The 17611-nt window shown below is 60.5% G+C and carries 18 protein-coding genes; 6 read left to right on the forward strand and 12 right to left on the reverse strand.

From position 1 onward, the window contains the following. Positions 1 to 126: 126 nt before the first annotated feature. From BFP92_RS26095 to BFP92_RS26110, 4 genes are all read left to right on the forward strand, one after another. On the forward strand, positions 127 to 867 hold the full coding sequence (locus BFP92_RS26095; RefSeq protein ID WP_064451669.1) for a BamJ family beta-barrel-assembly machinery protein: 741 nt from the start codon (positions 127 to 129) through the stop codon (positions 865 to 867). Between the two features lie 312 nt (positions 868 to 1179). After that, positions 1180 to 1635 (forward strand): YkvA family protein, encoded by a 456-nt coding sequence (locus BFP92_RS26100; protein WP_065931724.1) that lies wholly within the window; start codon positions 1180 to 1182, stop codon positions 1633 to 1635. Between the two features lie 96 nt (positions 1636 to 1731). Continuing rightward, on the forward strand, positions 1732 to 2070 hold the full coding sequence (locus BFP92_RS26105; protein ID WP_065931760.1) for a helix-turn-helix domain-containing protein: 339 nt from the start codon (positions 1732 to 1734) through the stop codon (positions 2068 to 2070). After that, positions 2067 to 2438 carry a hypothetical protein gene (locus BFP92_RS26110; RefSeq protein ID WP_005786715.1) on the forward strand — a complete coding sequence of 124 codons (372 nt, stop codon included), beginning with the start codon at positions 2067 to 2069 and terminating at the stop codon, positions 2436 to 2438. Before BFP92_RS26105 ends, BFP92_RS26110 begins: the two co-directional genes overlap by 4 nt. Here BFP92_RS26110 and BFP92_RS26115 read toward each other — a convergent pair. Both BFP92_RS26115 and BFP92_RS26120 read right to left on the reverse strand, forming a co-directional pair. Further along, entirely contained in the window at positions 2435 to 4198 is a 1764-nt protein-coding gene (locus BFP92_RS26115; protein WP_065931725.1) for a bifunctional diguanylate cyclase/phosphodiesterase, read from the reverse strand. The genes BFP92_RS26110 and BFP92_RS26115 overlap by 4 nt on opposite strands. A gap of 119 nt (positions 4199 to 4317) precedes the next feature. Further along, positions 4318 to 6432, reverse strand: a complete 2115-nt coding sequence (locus BFP92_RS26120; RefSeq protein WP_065931726.1) for a carboxy terminal-processing peptidase — start codon at positions 6430 to 6432, stop codon at positions 4318 to 4320. 105 nt (positions 6433 to 6537) lie between these two features. Between BFP92_RS26120 and BFP92_RS26125 the strand changes: the two genes are divergently transcribed. Further along, on the forward strand, positions 6538 to 7500 hold the full coding sequence (locus BFP92_RS26125; RefSeq protein ID WP_065931727.1) for a zinc-binding dehydrogenase: 963 nt from the start codon (positions 6538 to 6540) through the stop codon (positions 7498 to 7500). Positions 7501 to 7637: 137 nt separating this feature from the next. On the opposite strand, the gene BFP92_RS26130 is transcribed toward BFP92_RS26125, so the two are convergent. The 6 genes from BFP92_RS26130 to BFP92_RS26155 all read right to left on the reverse strand — a co-directional run bounded on the left by BFP92_RS26130 (position 7638) and on the right by BFP92_RS26155 (position 12998). After that, positions 7638 to 8291, reverse strand: a complete 654-nt coding sequence (locus BFP92_RS26130; protein WP_065931728.1) for an HAD family hydrolase — start codon at positions 8289 to 8291, stop codon at positions 7638 to 7640. A gap of 30 nt (positions 8292 to 8321) precedes the next feature. Continuing rightward, positions 8322 to 9311: an ABC transporter ATP-binding protein gene (locus BFP92_RS26135; protein ID WP_056859664.1), complete on the reverse strand. Its 990-nt coding sequence runs from the start codon at positions 9309 to 9311 to the stop codon at positions 8322 to 8324. Further along, positions 9308 to 10108 carry an ABC transporter permease gene (locus BFP92_RS26140; protein ID WP_056859665.1) on the reverse strand — a complete coding sequence of 267 codons (801 nt, stop codon included), beginning with the start codon at positions 10106 to 10108 and terminating at the stop codon, positions 9308 to 9310. The genes BFP92_RS26135 and BFP92_RS26140 overlap by 4 nt, the downstream gene beginning before the upstream one ends. After that, positions 10095 to 10940, reverse strand: coding sequence for an ABC transporter permease (locus tag BFP92_RS26145; RefSeq protein ID WP_058420134.1), 846 nt, complete (start codon positions 10938 to 10940; stop codon positions 10095 to 10097). The genes BFP92_RS26140 and BFP92_RS26145 overlap by 14 nt, the downstream gene beginning before the upstream one ends. Further along, the gene (locus BFP92_RS26150) at positions 10937 to 11743 is read right to left on the reverse strand and encodes an alkaline phosphatase family protein (protein ID WP_065931729.1); all 807 of its coding nucleotides are present in this window, start codon (positions 11741 to 11743) and stop codon (positions 10937 to 10939) included. The genes BFP92_RS26145 and BFP92_RS26150 overlap by 4 nt, the downstream gene beginning before the upstream one ends. Positions 11744 to 11930: 187 nt before the next feature. Next, positions 11931 to 12998 carry an ABC transporter substrate-binding protein gene (locus tag BFP92_RS26155; protein ID WP_056859668.1) on the reverse strand — a complete coding sequence of 356 codons (1068 nt, stop codon included), beginning with the start codon at positions 12996 to 12998 and terminating at the stop codon, positions 11931 to 11933. A 351-nt stretch (positions 12999 to 13349) separates the two neighbouring features. On the opposite strand from BFP92_RS26155, the gene BFP92_RS26160 reads away from it, so the two are divergent. Beyond that, a complete protein-coding gene (locus tag BFP92_RS26160; protein WP_065931730.1) occupies positions 13350 to 14063 on the forward strand; it encodes a UTRA domain-containing protein in 714 nt (237 codons plus the stop codon). Positions 14064 to 14127: 64 nt separating this feature from the next. Here the strand turns inward: BFP92_RS26160 and BFP92_RS26165 are convergent, their stop codons facing one another. The 4 genes from BFP92_RS26165 to BFP92_RS26180 are packed head-to-tail and all read right to left on the reverse strand — an operon-like array spanning position 14128 to position 17601. Then, positions 14128 to 15042, reverse strand: coding sequence for a metal ABC transporter substrate-binding protein (locus tag BFP92_RS26165; RefSeq protein ID WP_065931731.1), 915 nt, complete (start codon positions 15040 to 15042; stop codon positions 14128 to 14130). Beyond that, the gene (locus BFP92_RS26170) at positions 15042 to 15941 is read right to left on the reverse strand and encodes a metal ABC transporter permease (protein WP_056859671.1); all 900 of its coding nucleotides are present in this window, start codon (positions 15939 to 15941) and stop codon (positions 15042 to 15044) included. Before BFP92_RS26170 ends, BFP92_RS26165 begins: the two co-directional genes overlap by 1 nt. Further along, positions 15941 to 16684 carry a metal ABC transporter ATP-binding protein gene (locus BFP92_RS26175; protein WP_065931732.1) on the reverse strand — a complete coding sequence of 248 codons (744 nt, stop codon included), beginning with the start codon at positions 16682 to 16684 and terminating at the stop codon, positions 15941 to 15943. The genes BFP92_RS26170 and BFP92_RS26175 overlap by 1 nt, the downstream gene beginning before the upstream one ends. Next, positions 16681 to 17601 carry a metal ABC transporter substrate-binding protein gene (locus BFP92_RS26180; protein WP_065931733.1) on the reverse strand — a complete coding sequence of 307 codons (921 nt, stop codon included), beginning with the start codon at positions 17599 to 17601 and terminating at the stop codon, positions 16681 to 16683. Before BFP92_RS26180 ends, BFP92_RS26175 begins: the two co-directional genes overlap by 4 nt. Positions 17602 to 17611 lie beyond the last annotated feature (10 nt).

Genomic DNA, 17611 nt, shown 5'->3' on the forward strand with positions numbered 1-17611 from the left:
ATGCTTTTAAACACGTGAACTTATCAGAAGTTTCCTGCTCAGATGCCGGTAGCCATTGGTCGTGGCCGCCTGATAAGCTCGCGACTTTACTCGAATGCCCTTTTGGCGCACGAACAAGGAAATAGCATGAAACAGCATCGGTTGGCGGCGGCGGTGGCCCTGGTTAGCCTGGTACTTGCGGGTTGTGATTCGCAGACCAGCGTAGAGCTGAAAACCCCGGCGCAGAAAGCTTCCTACGGCATCGGCCTGAACATGGGCAAAAGCCTTGCTCAAGAAGGCATGGATGACCTGGACTCCAAAGCGGTAGCCCAAGGCATCGAAGATGCCGTCGGCAAGAAAGAACAGAAGCTCAAAGACGACGAGCTGGTTGAAGCGTTTGCCGCACTGCAAAAGCGTGCTGAAGAGCGCATGACCAAAATGAGCGAAGAGTCGGCAACCGCCGGCAAGAAATTCCTCGAAGAAAACGCCAAGAAAGACGGCGTAGTCACCACCGCATCCGGTCTGCAATACAAGATCGTGAAGAAGGCCGATGGCGCTCAGCCCAAGCCGACCGACGTAGTGACTGTTCACTACACCGGCAAGCTCACCAACGGCACCACCTTTGACAGCTCCGTCGATCGCGGCAGCCCGATTGACCTGCCGGTCAGCGGCGTGATCCCGGGTTGGGTCGAAGGCCTGCAACTGATGCACGTGGGCGAGAAGGTCGAGTTGTACATCCCGTCCGACCTGGCCTACGGCGCACAGAGCCCGAGCCCGGCGATTCCAGCCAACTCCGTGCTGGTTTTCGACCTGGAGCTGCTGGCCATCAAGGACCCAGCCAAGGCTGAAGCCCCTGACGCACCTGCGGCCCCAGCTGCCAAGAAGTAATCGGCACCTGAACACACAACGCCCCGTTTTTACGGGGCGTTGTTGTTTCTGGCGTTTGCTGATCTGCGCCTTTGCAAATCCAATCGAACATCCCCAACCTGTAACAGTCTGATATAACACTCGAGCACGGGTAGCCGCACATCCATGCCAAGTCAATGAATTATTGGGTTTTTTTCATGTGCGCAAAAAACGCCCGATCTGACTGCAAGCCTTGTAGCCCGTGGCTTTCAGCCGATAAAACAGGCTCTGTTCACAAGGTTATCCACAATTTGTGTGGATAACCTTTTATGTCGCCTGGAACTGGAGTGACCGATGAAACCACCCTTCAACTTCACCCGCTTCCTGCCCATGGCCGCGCGCTTGCTCGGCCGTGGGCGCTTGCCGACCCTGCTGTTTGCCGTGGCCGCCAAAGGCTCAAGCCAGGGCAACCGGCTGGGTAAACTCAAGGATGATCTCAAATTGCTCCAGGCCCTGTGCCTGGCGTACTGGCGCGGTGAGTACCGAGCCATCAGCCCCAAGGCGCTGATCTCGGTAGTGGCGGGGCTGATGTACTTTCTCAGCCCGATTGACGCGATCCCGGACTTTATCCCGATGTTCGGCATGCTCGATGACATTGCCGTGTTGGCATGGGTCATGAAGACCCTGGACGGCGAACTGAGCGCGTTTCGCGCCTGGCGCGACGCCCAGCGCCCGGAAAAACTCGCCGTGGTTGAGCGGCTGCCTGCGACGCCTGCGCTGCTGGCCGAGGAAAACCCGCAAAAAAACTGAACACGCTTATATCCCCCTGCGACCTTTGTGGCTGTTAGGATTACACTTCTAAGGAAAGAACTTACTTAGTAAGTGTTGTTATCCTACGGGGCAGTCATGGATATTCAGATAATTTCACGCGATGGCGCACCCGAGTATGCGGTGTTGCCATGGGACCAGTACCAGGCGCTACTAAAAGCTGCCGGTCAGCAACAGCCTGTAGCCACCCCTTCTTCTACTACTCAGGTCGCGCCCGATCAGGCTTTGCGCCCGCTCGCGGACCTGCGCGGCCTGCGTGAGGCCAAGGGTTTGGCCATTGAAAGCCTGGCCCGAACCGTGGGCATCAGCCCTTCGTACCTCGGATTGATTGAAAGTGGTGAACGCCAGCCGGATGCCGCCATACGCCGCAGCCTGGCCTGGGAATTGGGCGTTGCAGGTTGGAGGGATGAATCTTGAGTCTTCGAATCAGTCGTCAACACTGGGATGGGTTACTCAACGAACTGGACCAGGCACGCCGGCAGCGCCATTTGCTCACCTACCGCGCGCTGCTGGAGCGCCTGCAATTTCCCACGCCGGCCATGCAAACCCTGGCCGCTGCCCTTGAGCACCTGGCGGCGCTGGACGCCAAGGCCGAGCAGCCTTTGCGCAGCTCGCTGGTGATCAGCCAGGGCGCCAGCCGCTTGCCGCGTACCGGTTTCTTTGAATGTGTGGAGCGCCTGGGGCGCTTCAGCGGGCCGTCCGACGGTGTGGCTGCTGCGTCCTGGCACGCTTCGGAAGTGGTGCGGGTGTTCGAGTACGAGTACCCGGAATCCGCCGAGGCCTAAGCGTGCAGGCTGTCCATGCTGTCGATCACATGGATGCTGTAACCGGCAATGTCTTTTGCCTGGTGCTTGGCTTGCGAGGCCAGCTCCGCCAGCTGGCTGGCATCCAGGTGCGCACAAGCCTGTGGATATAAATGCACCACGCCGATCGACAACGACAGCAAGGCGAATTCCTGGCGCGCGCCCTGGCGGTTCAACGCCACGAAGCAACCTGCGTCCAGGTGCTCGGCGCGGTAGAAACGTCGGCATTGGGTGTGGAAGTCATCCAGTAACTGGTTGAGCCGCTTGCGCCAATCCTGCGGGCCCAGCACCAGCAAAAAATCATCGCCGCCAATATGCCCGACAAAGTCGCGGCTGGGGTCGACCCGATCGTTCAGGCACTGTGCCAGGCACAACAACACCTCATCCCCACGCCCGTAGCCGTAGATATCGTTGAACGGCTTGAAGCTGTCGATATCCACGTAGCAGATCACCGACTCGCGCTGTTGTTGCAGCAACCGCGTCAGGCACTGCTGAATCGGCACATTGCCCGGCAGCAGCGTCAGCGGGTTGGCATAACGCGCCTGCTGGATCTTCAGCTCAGTGATCAACTTGAGCACATCGATCACCCGACCCAGGCCCAGGTAGTCACCGTTGAGGGTGATGATGAAGTCTTCCTCGATGCGTTGCCGCGCACGGCTGGTGAGCAGGCGGCTGACCTGTTGCAGGGATTGGCTCAACTCCACCGCCAGGAAGTCATCGCTCATCAAGCGACTGATGGGTTTGCGTGCGAACAGGTCGGTGGCGAACGGCTTGAGCAGCGCATCCGACAGCGAATGCCGGTGCACGATGCCGACCGGGTGACCGCGCCCATCCAGCACGGCCAGGGAGTTGAGGTTGGCCTGACGGCGGAAGGATTCGAGCACCTGGGCGGTGGCGGTGTCCTGATCCACCGCCGGTTGTTCGTTGAGCAAGGCGCTGAGGTCGCTGCCTTCTTCGCTGAGGGTGATATGGGTGTGGTCCTGCTTGGGCAGCATCAGGCGCGCTTCCTGGGGCGGTTGTTCCTGGGGGCGACAAAGCAGGTAGCCCTGGACCAGATCAACACCCATTTCGGTCAGCACCGCCAACTCCTCCGGCAACTCGATACCTTCGGCAATCACCTGGGCGCGGGATGCCTTGGCGATTTGCAGGATGGAGCCGACAAACTCGCGCTTGAGCGCATCCTGATGGATGCCGTCGATAAAGTGCCGGTCGATTTTCACGTAGTCCGGGCGCAGTTCCGACCACAAGCGCAGGCTCGAATACCCGGCGCCCAAGTCATCCAGGGCGATGGCAAACCCCATGTCGCGGTAATGGTGCAACGCGGTTTGCAACAGGTCGAAATCGTCGGTGGGTGTTTGCTCGGTGAGTTCGATCACCACCTGGCTTGGCGGGATGCCGAAGTCGCGCAACAACTGTAAGGTGCGGCCTGGTTGATGCGCCGTCTCCATCAAGGACTCCGGCGAGATATTCAGGAACAGCTTGCCCGGCAGCTTTTGCTCGCTGAAGCGTCGGCAGGCGCTTTCGCGGCAGGCCATTTCCAGCTCGCTGAGGCGCCCGGCATGGCTGGCCACGCTGAAAAGGGCGACGGGGGAGTGCAAGGGGCTGTTTGACGGGCCACGGCTGAGCGCTTCGTAGCCGAGGATACGCCGTTCGGACAGGCAAATGATCGGTTGGAACAGGCTGTGTAAACTGCCTTGAGCCAGGATTGAGCCCAATGCATTCAGCTGTTCGGTCATGGTCATGGCGATCTCGATCGAAAAAAAAGGACCGCAGGCTTAACGCCTGCGGCCCCTTTATTTCACGACAGAATGATGTCTATATGATGACACTCTGGGGAGCGTTCACATTAAATCGCCATCATTTACTGCTTGGCCACCTGTTTGCTGATTTTCAGGTAGTCCAGCAACACCCGGCCAGTCTCGGACAGGTAGGCGTCGTCTTCCGGCTTGGTTTTTTCCGGCTCGGCCGGCAGCGCATCTTCATCTTCTTTCTTCAGCTCTTTGAGCGGGTCTTCGCCTTTGGCCTTGCGGCGGGCGTTTTCCAGCACGAGCTGCTGATTTTCGATGCTGGTGTGCTGCGCACGGCGATCGACTTCGTTGAGGCTGACGGTTTTTTCTTCCATCAGCTTCTTGGCCAGGGCCAGCTTGTCGCGGATAAACACAAACTCGGCATCCTTGGCGGAGCGGGTCTCGTGGTCAGCCTTCAACTGCGTCAGGTACGGCTTGAACGGGTCCGAAGCCGGCTTGATCGCAGGGCGGATGGTGTCCCACTGCATTGCCTCAGGCAGCGCGCTTTCGCCGATTTCCTTGGTGTCGATGATCGACGGGAAATCCACATCCGGCAATACGCCCTGGTGCTGGGTGCTCTGCCCGGAAACCCGGTAAAACTTGGCAATGGTCAGCTTCAGTTCGCCATGGTTGAGCGGCTGAATGGTCTGCACGGTGCCTTTACCGAAGGTCTGGCCGCCGACGATCAACGCGCGGTGGTAGTCCTGCATGGCACCGGCGAAAATCTCCGAAGCCGAAGCCGAGAGGCGGTTGACCAGCAACGCCATCGGGCCTTTGTAGAACGCGCCCGGGTTCTCGTCTTCCAGCACGTCGACACGGCCGTCCGCGTTGCGAACCAGCACGGTCGGGCCTTTGTCGATAAACAGGCTGGTCAGCTCGGTGGCTTCCTGCAGGGAACCGCCGCCGTTGTTGCGCAGGTCGATGACCACGCCGTCGACTTTCTCTTTCTGCAGCTCAGTCAGGATTTTCTTCACGTCACGGGTGGTGGACTTGTAGTCCGGGTCACCGGCGCGGAACGCTTTGAAGTCCAGGTAGAACGCAGGAATCACCACGACGCCCAGTTTGTAGTCCTTGCCATCCTGCTTGAGGTTGAGGACTTGCTTCTGCACGGCCTGGTCTTCGAGCTTCACCGCTTCACGGGTGATGGACACGATCTTGCTGGTCTGGTCGTTCGGCGCATTGGTGTGCGGAATCACTTCCAGGCGCACCACGCTGCCTTTCGGCCCGCGGATCAGCTTGACCACTTCGTCCAGGCGCCAGCCGACCACGTCGACCATCTCTTTGTCGCCCTGGGCGACGCCGATGATCTTGTCGGCCGGAGCAACCTGCTTGGTCTTGTCGGCCGGACCTGCCGGCACCAGACGCACGATCTTGACCTGGTCATTGTCGCTTTGCAGGACGGCACCGATGCCTTCCAGCGACAGACTCATGTTGATATCAAAATTTTCGGCGTTATCTGGCGACAGATAATTGGTGTGCGGGTCGTAGGACATCGCGAAGGTGTTGATGTAGGCCTGGAAGATATCTTCGGCGCGGGTCTGATCCAGACGTGCCAGCTGATTCTTGTAGCGCTTGGTCAACAGCTCTTGAATGGCCTTGGGCTCTTTGCCGGCGATCTTCAGGCGCAGCACTTCGTCCTTGACGCGTTTGCGCCACAGGTCGTCGAGGGCGGCGGTGCTGGTCAGCCAGGGCGCGTCCTTGCGATCCACCAGAAGCGTTTCCTTCTGGGTGAAGTCGAGCTTGTCGACGCCTTTGTTCAGCTCACCCAAGGCGAAGTCCAGACGCGCTTTGACGCGATCCAGGTAGCGCTTGTAGATGGTGAACGCAGGCTGCAGGTCGCCGCTCTTGAGGAAGTCGTCGAACTGGGTCTTCCACTTGTCGAACTCAGCGATATCGCTGGCCAGGAAGTAGCTGCGCGACGGGTCCAGCAGCTTGAGGTAGCTGTCGTAGATGATCACCGAGCGCGCGTCGTCCAGCGGCGGCTTGCTGTAGTGATGGCGCTTGAGCAACTCGACGACGTTAAGGCTGGCAATCACCTCATCGCGATCAGGCTGAAGTTTGTCCCAGCTGTTGGCTGCGAACGTATTGGTCGACATCGACGCAAAGCCGAGACCAATGAAAAAAGCGAGGGCGGTACTGGGGAACAAATGCTTCATGCTGATTCGACGCGGGGGCAATTGATAACGCATATTAGGCCGTCTTTGAGGGAGCCGGTTCCATATGATCCGGTCGCATAATGCAAAAAGCCCGGCGCTACAGCTACGGGCTCAGTCCAGACTCACTATGGAGGCACTGTGAAAGCATTGCAAGGCGTTGAAGGTCATGTGGAGTGGATGGAAGAACCCAGTCCTACCTGCGATGTAGGCCAAGTCCGTATTCGTGTGGCGGCTGCGGGCCTTAATCGCGCCGATTTATTACAACGTGCGGGGCTCTATCCGCCACCTCCTGGCGCCAGCCAAGTGCTGGGCCTGGAGTGTTCCGGGGTCATCAGCGAAGTGGGCGCGGGTTCTTCCTGGCAAGTCGGCGACCGCGTTTGCGCGCTGCTGGCCGGGGGCGGCATGGCCGAAGAAGTGGTGGTGGATGCCCGTCATGTGCTGCCGGTGCCGGAAGGTTTGTCGTTGACCGAAGCGGCGGCGTTGCCCGAGGTGTACAGCACTGCGTGGCTGAATCTGTTCCAGTTGGCGGGCCTCAAGCCCGGTGAAAAAGTCTTGCTGCATGCCGGCGCCAGCGGCGTGGGCTCGGCGGCGATCCAGTTGTGCAAGGCGTTTGGCAGCCCGTGCTGGGTCAGCGTCGGCTCGGCAGAACGCCTGGCTTACTGCGAAGCACTCGGTGCCCAGGGCGGCGTGGTGCGTACCGACGGCATTGAAGGGCTGCGCGATTTCGGACCGTTCGACGTGATCCTCGACCCGGTCGGCGGCAATTATGCGGCGATGGATCTGAAGCTGTTGGCCCTCGATGGGCGCTGGGTATTGATCGGCTTGATGGGCGGCCGTGATGCGCAACTGGACCTGGCACAGGTGCTGGGCAAGCGCATCCAGCTGCTGGGTTCGACCCTGCGCAGCCGCAGCGATCAGTTCAAGGCAGACCTGTTCAGCGACTTGAGCCAGCATGTGTGGCCGCTGTTTGTTGAGGGGCGCTTGAGCCCGCAACTGGCCAAAACCTTCCCGATCAAGGATGCCGAGGCGGCGTTTGCCGAGCTTGCGACCAACCGGATTTCCGGCAAGTTGGTGTTGGTGATAGACGAGACCCTGGCCTGATCTCAAGTAGAAATACAACCACTGTGGGAGCTGGCTTGCCTGCGATAGCGGTGTATCAATGAAGAATGTTTCATCTGATGCACCGCTATCGCAGGCAAGCCAGCTCCCACAGTGGATTGAGTTTTCAATGCAAACGGTCAAACCCAATGGTGAATCGGCCAGCCAGCCTTTTCAGCATGCTCGCGCAACACCGGATCCGGGTTCACCACCTGCGGATGATCGACCTTCAGCAACAACGGCAAGTCATTGCGCGAATCCGAGTAAAAATACGCGTCTTCAAGGCTTTCACCTTCCTGCTCGAGCCATGCCAGCAACCGTGTGATCTTGCCTTCACGGTAAGTCAGCACGCCCACGGTCTTGCCGCTGTAGACGCCATGGCTGACGTCCAGGTCAATGCCCAGCACTTCATCAATCCCGATACGTGCCGCAATCGGCGTGACCAGGTGCGTGCCCGAGGCCGAGATCACCAGGATCCGGTCACCCTTCGCGCGGTGGCGGGCGATGGTCTTGGTGGCGTCGCTGTAGATCAGCGGCTCGATAATGTCCTCCACCCACGGTTCGACCAGATGCTCGATCTCTTCCGGCGTGCGCCCGATCATCGGCTCCAGGCTGAAGTCCATGAAGTCTTCCATGGCCAGCTCGCCGCGGCTGTAGGCGGCCATCAGTTCGTCGTTGCGGCGCATGAACGACGCGGGGTCCACCCAGCCCAGGCGGCCCATCTGTTCGCTCCACAAGGTGGCGCAGTCGCCGTGGATCAAGGTGTCGTCCAGATCAAAAATTACCAATGCCATCGGTCACGCTCTCTCAAATCAATCGTTGCGTCAGGCTACTTCACACAAGGCACTGGGGTCGATGGAAAGTGCCAGGCGCTGGCCATCCGGGTGCAGGTCGTCGGCCGAGCGGTTGAGCACGTCCACCACCAATTCCACGCCACGCGCTTCGATGCGATAGCGGATCACGTTGCCCAACAAACTGTGGCTGCGTACCAGCGCGTCGAGCTCACCGCTGCGGCTCAGCTCGATGGCTTCCGGGCGAATCGCGATGCGCCCGCTGATAGGCCGTTGCAACAACTGGCTGGCCTTGTCGGCGTCGAGCAGGTTGTAGTTGCCGATAAAACCGGCGGCAAATACATCCACGGGCGCAGTGTAAAGGGTCTCGGCATCACCGCTTTGTACGATCTTGCCCTGGTTCATAAGGAAAATGCGGTCTGACATGGTCAGCGCTTCTTCCTGGTCATGGGTCACGAAAATCGTGGTCAGGCCCAGCTCACGCTGGATCTGGCGGATCTGCTCGCGCAGGTGCTTGCGAATCCGTGCATCCAGCGCCGACAGCGGTTCATCCAGCAGCAACAGGCGTGGGCGCGTCACCAACGAGCGGGCGAGTGCCACACGCTGGCACTGGCCGCCGGACATCTGGTGCGGGTAGCGGCCGGCGAGGTCTTTGAGTTCCACCAGTTGCAGCACTTCCTGCACGCGCTTGTGGCTGTCGTCGGCGTTGACCTTCTGCATGCGCAGGCCGAAGGCGACGTTCTGTTCCACGGTCATGTTGGGGAACAGCGCATAGCTCTGGAACACCATGCCGATGTGCCGTTTCTGCGGGCTCAAGGGCACGATGTCCTGGCCATCCAGCAGGATCTTGCCGCTGTCCACCGAGGTCAACCCGGCGATGCAACGCAGCAGGGTCGACTTGCCGCAACCGGACGGGCCGAGCAGGGTGACGAATTCACCCTTGGCGATTTCGCAGTTGATATCACTGAATACCGGCGTGCCGGTGTAGGCTTTTTGCAGGTGTTGGACGCTGACGAAGCTCATTGGCTTTTGTCCTTGTTCAAGATATTGGCGGCCCAGGTCAGCACCAGCACAAAGAAGAAATAGGAGATGACGATGGCACTGGTGAAGTGGCCGCTCGTGTTGCGCATGTTGTTCAGGTACACCTGCAGGGTTTCGTAGCGGGTGCCCACCAGGATGTTGGCGAACACGAACTCACCGAACAGGAACGAGAACGACAGCAGCAGCGCCACCATCAGGCCTTTGCGCAGGTTTGGCAGCACGACAAAAATCGCCGCCTGCCAGGTGCTGGCACCCAGCAACTGCGAGGCGTCCATCAGGTCGCGCAGGTTGATCGCTTGCAGGTTGTTGGTGATCGCGCGGTACATGAACGGCAAGGCCACGGTGAAGTAGCAGCCGATCAGGATCCACGGCGTGCCCACCATCGCAAATGGCCCGGAGCCGTAGAGTTGCAACAAGCCCACCGACGACACCACCGGCGGCACCGCGAAGGGCAGCAGGATCAGGATGTTCATCAGCGCGTCGAGCTTGGGAAAGTGGTAATGCACCACGAACAGCAGCGGCAGAATCAGCACCACCGACAACACCAGCGCACCCACGCACACCAACAGCGACTGACCGAAGGCGGCCAGAAAGCGCGGGTCACTCCACAACTGCACGTACCACTTCAGGGTAAACCCGGCGGGCAGGATGGTGGCCGACCAACTGCTGGCAATGGAGTAGACAAAGGTGCCCACCAGCGGCAACACCAGGATCGCAAATAACAGGTACACCACTACCCGATGGTAGACGGAGGCCGAGCCGGCTTCAGCGCGAGACATGGTAGCTCCTCTTGAGCAGCAGTTGATGGACGACGGTGACCACCGTCATCAGTGCCACCAGCACCACGGCCAGGGCGCTGGCCATGTTCGGGTCCAGGGAGATGTCGCCGGAAACCATTGCCGCGATACGAATGGGCAGCACGTTGAAATTGCCGGTGGTCAATGCATACACCGTGGCATAGGCGCCGAGGGCGTTGGCCAGCAGGATTACGAACGTGCCCAGCAGGGCCGGAGTGAGCACCGGCAGGCCGATGTGCCGCCAGAACTGCCAACTGCTGGCACCGAGCAACGAGGCCGATTCGCGCCAGTCTTCGCGCAAGGCATCGAAGGCCGGGTAGAGCAGCAGCACGCCCAGTGGAATCTGGAAGTAGGTGTACAGAATGATCAGGCCTGTCTTGGAGTACAGGTTGAAGTCCTGAATGATCCCCGCCTGCTTGAGCATGATCGTGATGCTGCCGTTAAAGCCCAGCAAAATGATGAAGGCGAAGGCCAGGGGCACGCCGGCAAAGTTGCTGGTCATGTTGGCGAAGGCCGTCACGAAGTTACGCAGTGGGCCATCCACGCGGCGCAACGAGTAGCTGCCGAGCACCGAGATGATGATCCCGAACACGCTGGAGTAGAAACTGATCTCCAGGCTGTACTGGATGGCTTGCAGGTAGAACTTCGAACTGAAGATTTTGGTGAAGTTGGCCAGGCCCCAGCCGAATTCCTCCGACTGCAGGCTGTTGATCATCACCCACACCAGCGGGGCGATTTCAAACACGATAAAGAACAGCGCAAACGGCACCAGGCACAGGATCGCCAGCCATTTGCCACGGGTGATGGCGTTCACTTCAGCAGCTCCCGGCATACAGGTTTGTCGTGGGGCACGCCGAGCAGTTCGCAGACGGTGCCGCACAGGTCGGTTTGCTTCGGGATGGCGCCAGGGTCGAAGGTGAAGGCCGAGCCCAGTACGAACAACGGTACTTCGCGTTCTTCCGGCAGCACACCGTTATGGGAACGGTCGTTGTTCATGCCGTGGTCGGCGGTCACCAGCACCTGGTAGCCGGCGTTGAGCCAGCCTTGCAGGTAGTCGGCGAGGATGATGTCGGCCGAGCGCGCGCTGTTGCGGTATTGCGCGGTGTCCAGACCGTGCTTGTGGCCGGCGTCGTCGATGTTCATCGGGTGCACCACCAGCAAGTTCGGCGCGTGCTTGAGCCGCAGGCTTTCGGCGTCGGCGAACAGGTGGGAATCGGGGTAGTGGTCATTCCAGTAGAAATGCCCGTGCTGAATCGCCAGCGCTTTGTCGTCGGTGTGACGATCACGGGCGGCTTCAAAAGGCGTGCGGTTATACAACTCGCTGACCCAGTGGTAAGCCGCCGCCGCGGTGGTGAGACCCGCATCGGTGGCGTAATGGAAAACGCTGCGCTGGTTGGACAAGCGTGAGACATGGTTGTGGACAATGCCGCTGTCGATCGGCGGCACGCCGGTGAGGATGCATTCATACAACGGCCGGGACAGGGCCGGCAGTTCACATTCCAGTTTGTAAAGCGCTGCGCGTCCTGCGCCGATGTAGGCCTGGAGATGCCCCATGGCATGTCGGGCAACCTCGTAGTTCAGGCCGTCGAGCACCACAAGGATGACGTTGTGCTTCATAGGGGGAGACGCTCCGCGACGATAGGCTTGACTCAATTGCACTTGAGGAACGGGGTCAAAACTGTGGGAGCGGGCTTGCTCGCGAAAGCGGTGTGTCAGGCAATACTTATTTCACTGATCCACCGCTTTCGCGAGCAAGCCCGCTCCCACATTGGATCTCCAGTGGACATCCAATGTGTCTATAGCCTTACTGCATATTGATGATGACTTCTTCCTGCCACTTCTGCGGCAGTGCCTTGGAGGTTTTCTCCCACGCGTCGGCATCTTTGATCGGCGTGACTTTCTTGTACTGCTCGTTCGGCAGCAGCTTGGCCTGTACATCGGCCGGCAAGGTCAGGTGCTCGGCACGGATCGGACGTGCATTGCCCCGTGCCAGGTTGGTCTGGCCGGCGTCGCTGAAGATGTATTCGCGGGTCAGCTTGGCGGCGTTCGGGTGCTTGGCGTACTTGTTGATGATGGTGGTGTAGCCGGAAATCACCGAGCCGTCCGACGGGATCAGCACCACGTAGTCATCCGGGTTAGCCATCTTGGCTTTGTAGCTCAGGCCGTTGAAGTCCCAGACCACGCCCACTTCGACTTCGCCCTTTTCCATGGTGGCGATGGTCGGATTCGCCAGCGACAGGCGACCTTGCTTGGCGATCTCGGCAAACATCAGCAGCGCAGGCTGGATGTTTTTCTCGTCGCCACCGTTGGCCAGGGCGGCAGCCAGCACACCATTGGCGGCTTGGGCGGCGGTGCTCACATCACCAATAGAGACTTTGTATTTACCGGTTTTCAGGTCAGCCCAGCTTTTTGGGGCTTCAGAGCCGTGCAGCAGTTTTTTGTTGACGATAAAGGCGATGGTGCCGGTGTAGGCCAGGGCCCAGTTGCCGTCTTTATCTTTGGCCCAATCCGGCACTTGTGCCCAAGTGGTCGGTTTGTACGGCTGTGCCACGCCCTGTTTCACCGCAATCGGGCCGAAGGCGGCGCCGACGTCACCGATATCGGCGCTGGCGTTGTCTTTTTCGGCGGCGAACTTGGCGATTTCCTGGGCCGAGCTCATGTCGGTGTCGATGTGCTTGAGGCCATAGGTCTTGGCCAGGTCGTCCCAGGTGCCTTTCCAGTTGGCCCAGTCATCGGGCATGCCGACGCTGTTGACGGCGCCTTCCGATTTCGCGGCGGCTTCGAGCGTTTTTAAATCGGTATCAGCAGCCATGGCGGCGGTGCACATGGCAATGGTCGAGCCTAACAGTGATGCCAGGAAAAGCTGTTTCATCCGAAGCTCCTTTGGGCGTTTTCAACGCTGCGTTTTTACGAACGATTGCGATGGTGTTGGTCTAGGTCAGCAATACCTGAGCCAATTTAGGCTCGGTGGATGACAGTTTCATGTCGATGTCGTTTTTAAAGCGTTTATGTCGCTGACTTCAGACTCAGCGTAGACCATGCCCAAGTGCCCGCAGCCCCTGGACTTGGCCGATGTATTGCAGGGTGTGGAGTAAAGCGGCAGCACGGACTGTCATCTGTCGGTCATCTGTAATGCCTAGGCTGGCGGGTAACGGCAGACGCCCGAATACAGCCCGGTTTATGCACCTGAACGGTGCTGGTCTAGTCCAGATAGGTAACGTTGATGCGTGATGAGGCAATCAAGGCGGTGACATCCATCGGCCTGGCACTGCAAGAGCAGATCGTCCACGGGCTGTTGCCGCCTGCGAGTAAATTGCCTGCCGAGCGCAAACTCAGCGAGTTGTTTGGTACCACCCGCATTACGGTGCGGGAAGCCTTGTTACAACTGGAGGCCCAGGGCCAGATCTATCGCGAGGAGCGACGTGGCTGGTTCGTCTCGCCGCCGCGCCTGGCTTATAACCTGATGCAGCGCAGCCACTTTCACGCGATGGTCACTGAACAAGGGCGCGTAGCGTCGACCGAAGTGATTTCGGCGCGGCTGCAACCGGCGTCGGCGGCGGTATGTGCGTGGTTGCAGTTGCCGGCGTTGTCGAGCGTGATCCAGATCTGCCGGGGCCGGCGGATCGATGGGCGCTTGGTGCTGTATGTGGAGCATTACCTGAACCCGCAGTATTTCCCGGGCATTCTGGCGTGCGACCTGAACCAGTCGATGACCGAGTTGTATGCCCGCAAGTACGACCTGCATTACGGCCGCGTGCGTTTCGAGATTGTGCCGACTTCACTGCCGGTGGAGGCCGCCGCCGCATTGCGTGTGTCGGTGGGCAGCCCCGGCTTGCGGATTGCCCGGGTCAACTATGACCAGCATGAGCGCCTGATCGACTGCGACCTGGAGTTCTGGCGTCATGATGCGATTCATGTGGGTGTGGATGTGGTTTGAGCGACCGACATTCAACGGATGTACCACGAGCTAAATGAGGGAGCTGGCAAGCCAGCTCCCACACTTACGGCACCAGCGCCTTGATCACCTGATCCACATTGCCTTCCAGCTCCGCCACCGGGTCCGGCCCGTCGACATTCAACACCAACAGTTGCGCACCGCCTGCCGTCACCGCCGCTTTAACGGCCTCACTCGGTTGGCGGTGATGCAGCACCACGGCCACGTCGTTGCTCTTCAAGTCGGCAGTGAGTGTGTGCAAGGCCTCAGGCGTCCACTGCGCATCCGGCCGGGCATCGGTGCTGAGCACTTCCAGGTTCAGGCTGCTGACCAGATACGCAAAGTGATCACTCAAGCTGAGCACACTCAGGTTGTCCGCCTTGGCCAGTCTTGCTTCGCTGTCGGCGCTGAGTTTGAGCAGGCGTTGTTTGAGCGCCGCGAGGTTGGCGTCGATTTTGGGTTTGGCCGTGGGCGCCAGGCGGCTCAGGTCGGCCGCCATCACATCGGCCATGCGCCCCATGTTGTTGCTCGACTGCCATGGCTGGCTGTTCAGGCCGTCGGCGCTGCCCGGTTGCACGGCGATACCCGGCAAGCCGCCGTCCACCGGGCGCGCGGCGTCCACTTCGACGATTCGGATATTGCTGCGCCGCGCCACCGGGTAGAGCGGGTCATCCGCCCACAGCGAGCGCAGGCCGATAGCCGCGTCGGCGTCCTGGGCCAAACTGCCCAGGGCCGGCGCACCCCGGCCGGTGAAGTAGGACACCTGCCGCGAACCGGGCAGGTTGGCCGGTGCTGCGCGCTCAAGCTGTACATCGGTGCCTTTGAGCAGCACCTCGGCCAGGCCGTAGGTGATGGGCAGCGAGGCCAGCACTTTCACCGGTTTGGCGGCGTGCACCGGCGGTTTTGCAGCTTGAGCGGCCATCAACGGCGCAGTGAATAAACAGGCAATGGCCAAAGCCAGCGGATGAAAAACAGGGCGCATTATCCAAGATTCCCTTTGAGGCTGGGCACGGTGCCGCGCGCGATGGCGGCAAAGGCGAAGGCGATACCGGCCACCAGAATGATCGCGGCACCGGACGGGATGGGCAGGTCAAAGATGATCGGCAGCAGAATGCCGCACAGCGTGCTGAGCGTGGCGATCACCACCGAGACCCAGAAAAACCCCTTGAGCGACTGGCTCAACAGGCGCGCTGCCGCCGCCGGAATCACCAGCAGGGCGCCGACCAAAATAGCGCCGATCACCTTGACCGCCGCCACGGTGATCAAGGTCACCAGGATCACGAACAGGTAATCCAGGGTTTTGACGGCCACGCCACGCACAGCGGCCAATTGCGGGTTGAAGCTGGCCAGCATGATGCGGTTGTACAGCGGCAGCGCCAGGGCCATCACCAGTGAGCCGACGACCGCCAACACCAGCAGGTCATTGCCGTTCACCGTCAGCACCGAGCCGAACAACACGTTTTCCAGAATGTGCACGTTGATCTTGCCCGCCAGAATCAACAGCAGGCTCGCGCCCAACGCCAGCGACACCGAGAGGAACACGCCGATCAGGGTGTCCGGCGCCAAACCGGTGCGGTTACGCAGGTAATTGAGCAGGATGCCGAACAACAGGCAGTAACCGAAGAGGCTGCCGTAAGGCCCGGTATAGGGTTCGCCGAGCAGGATGCCCACGGCCACGCCGGTCAACGCGGCATGCCCGACGGCTTCAGAGAAGAACGCAAAGCGCTTGACCACCACCAGCGTGCCCAGGCCGCCCAGCACCGGGCCGATCAGCAAGCCGGCGAGCAAGGCGTTGACCACAAACCCATAGGCCAGCGCTTCCGGCAGGTAGCCGGATGAAGCCCAGCCCTGGACCATCAAACGAAAGGCTTCATAACTCATCACGCCGGGCTCCGAGGGTGGGTGGAAAACAGGCTCAGCAGGCGGTCCGGGGTCAGCGCTTCTTTCGGCGTGGCGTCGAACAGCACGCGGCGGTTCAGGCCGGTAACGCGATCGGCCAGACGGCCCACGGCTTCCAGGTCATGCTCGATCCACAGCACGGTGATCCCGGCCAGGCGCCAGTCATTAAGCAGCCGCTCGAACACCTGGATACCGGCTTCATCGAGTGCCGACATCGGTTCATCCAGCACCAGCAGTTGTGGCGCCGGGATCAGGCCTTGGGCCAACAGCACGCGCTGACGCTCACCGCCGGACAACGCGCCCATGCGGCGCTTGCGTTTGTCCTGCATACCGACCCGTTCCAGCGCTTCGCCAATCGCGGCGGCGTAATGCCGGGACAGGCCCAGAAATGCCGGGCGCCGCTGGCACATGGCGGCCATGAAATCGTCGACGGTCATCGGCAGGCCCCGATCGAATTCCAGCGCCTGGGGCACATAGCCGACCGTGCCTGGCGTAGTCGGCCAGTGCAGGCGCAATTGGCCCTGGTGCGGGGTCTGCCCCAGCAAGGTCTTGATCAGCGAGCTTTTGCCGCCGCCGTTCGGGCCGACCAAGGCGTGGATGCTGCCCGGTTCGACCTGGAAGCTCACTGCGTCGAGAATCACCGTGCGGCCCAGCGTCAGCGAGACCTTGTCGAACTCAAGGGTCGGGCCAATGCTGGCCACCTTCAATGGCTGCGCTGCCGTCATGCCCCCGACTCCTGAATCGCCCGTACCACGGTGTTGAGGTTGCCGGTCATTTCCACTTCGTATTTGTCGGGCGTGTATTCGCCGTAGGAAATATGCGACAGCGGGTACAGCTTGACCCCGGATTCACGCTGGATGGTCTCGACGTAGGTGGACGGGAAATCCATCTCCGAGAAGATCACCTTCACATCCAGTGCCCGCAGTTCGTCGATGGTCTTTTTCAACTGGCTGGGGCTGGGCTCGATGCCATGGGCGGGCTCGACCACGGCGGTGACTTCCAGGCCGAATTCGCGCAGCAGGTAGTCGTAGGCCGCGTGTACGGTAGCGACGCGCAGGTCCGGGTTCGGCGCGCTGGTCAGCTTGGCGAGGGCATCGGCGCGCATCTGGCGCAGGCGCTTGCCGTAGGCGCGGGCGTTTTGGGTGTAGGTCTTGGCATTGTCCGGGTCGAGCTTGCCCAGTTCGCGGGCAATGTTGTTGACCTGGGCAATCGACGCACTGATCGACAGGAAGGTGTGCGGGTTGACCACCTTGCCCGCACCGCGCGCGGCGTTACCGGTGGCGGCCAGCAGCGGCACGTTGGCGTTGGCTTCGATCACCGGGATGTCCGGGCGCTCGCTGGTGGCGATCATGCGGTCGGCAAAATCATCATGGCCGACGCCGTTGAGCACGATGACGTCCAGGGTGCCGATGCGCTTGATGTCTTCGGCGCGCGGTTCGTAGGCGTGGGGGTTGAAACCGGCCGGAATCAGCGGCACCACCTCGGCCTTGTCGCCGACGATATTGGCCACGTAGCTGTAATACGGGTGCAGGGTGATGCCGATGCGCAGGCGCTTGGCCGCCTCGGCATTTGCGAGTGGGGTGAGCATCAGGCTGAACAGGCCAACCAGCAACAGGCGTAACAGGGGCGATGAAATAGACATGGGCACTCGG

The organism is Pseudomonas sp. 58 R 3 (assembly GCF_900006605.1).
Lineage (GTDB): Bacteria > Pseudomonadota > Gammaproteobacteria > Pseudomonadales > Pseudomonadaceae > Aquipseudomonas > Aquipseudomonas salomonii.

Excerpts from the sequence above, each read along its gene's own strand:
- BFP92_RS26095 (WP_064451669.1), top strand. The coding sequence starts at position 127 with ATGAAACAGCATCGGTTGGCGGCGGCGGTGGCCCTGGTTAGCCTGGTA.
- BFP92_RS26150 (WP_065931729.1), bottom strand. The coding sequence starts at position 11,743 with ATGAAGCACAACGTCATCCTTGTGGTGCTCGACGGCCTGAACTACGAG.
- BFP92_RS26160 (WP_065931730.1), top strand. The coding sequence starts at position 13,350 with ATGCGTGATGAGGCAATCAAGGCGGTGACATCCATCGGCCTGGCACTG.
- BFP92_RS26100 (WP_065931724.1), top strand. The coding sequence starts at position 1,180 with ATGAAACCACCCTTCAACTTCACCCGCTTCCTGCCCATGGCCGCGCGC.
- BFP92_RS26115 (WP_065931725.1), bottom strand. The coding sequence starts at position 4,198 with ATGACCATGACCGAACAGCTGAATGCATTGGGCTCAATCCTGGCTCAA.
- BFP92_RS26130 (WP_065931728.1), bottom strand. The coding sequence starts at position 8,291 with ATGGCATTGGTAATTTTTGATCTGGACGACACCTTGATCCACGGCGAC.
- BFP92_RS26120 (WP_065931726.1), bottom strand. The coding sequence starts at position 6,432 with ATGCGTTATCAATTGCCCCCGCGTCGAATCAGCATGAAGCATTTGTTC.
- BFP92_RS26105 (WP_065931760.1), top strand. The coding sequence starts at position 1,732 with ATGGATATTCAGATAATTTCACGCGATGGCGCACCCGAGTATGCGGTG.
- BFP92_RS26155 (WP_056859668.1), bottom strand. The coding sequence starts at position 12,998 with ATGAAACAGCTTTTCCTGGCATCACTGTTAGGCTCGACCATTGCCATG.
- BFP92_RS26170 (WP_056859671.1), bottom strand. The coding sequence starts at position 15,941 with ATGAGTTATGAAGCCTTTCGTTTGATGGTCCAGGGCTGGGCTTCATCC.
- BFP92_RS26175 (WP_065931732.1), bottom strand. The coding sequence starts at position 16,684 with ATGACGGCAGCGCAGCCATTGAAGGTGGCCAGCATTGGCCCGACCCTT.
- BFP92_RS26135 (WP_056859664.1), bottom strand. The coding sequence starts at position 9,311 with ATGAGCTTCGTCAGCGTCCAACACCTGCAAAAAGCCTACACCGGCACG.
- BFP92_RS26140 (WP_056859665.1), bottom strand. The coding sequence starts at position 10,108 with ATGTCTCGCGCTGAAGCCGGCTCGGCCTCCGTCTACCATCGGGTAGTG.
- BFP92_RS26180 (WP_065931733.1), bottom strand. The coding sequence starts at position 17,601 with ATGTCTATTTCATCGCCCCTGTTACGCCTGTTGCTGGTTGGCCTGTTC.
- BFP92_RS26165 (WP_065931731.1), bottom strand. The coding sequence starts at position 15,042 with ATGCGCCCTGTTTTTCATCCGCTGGCTTTGGCCATTGCCTGTTTATTC.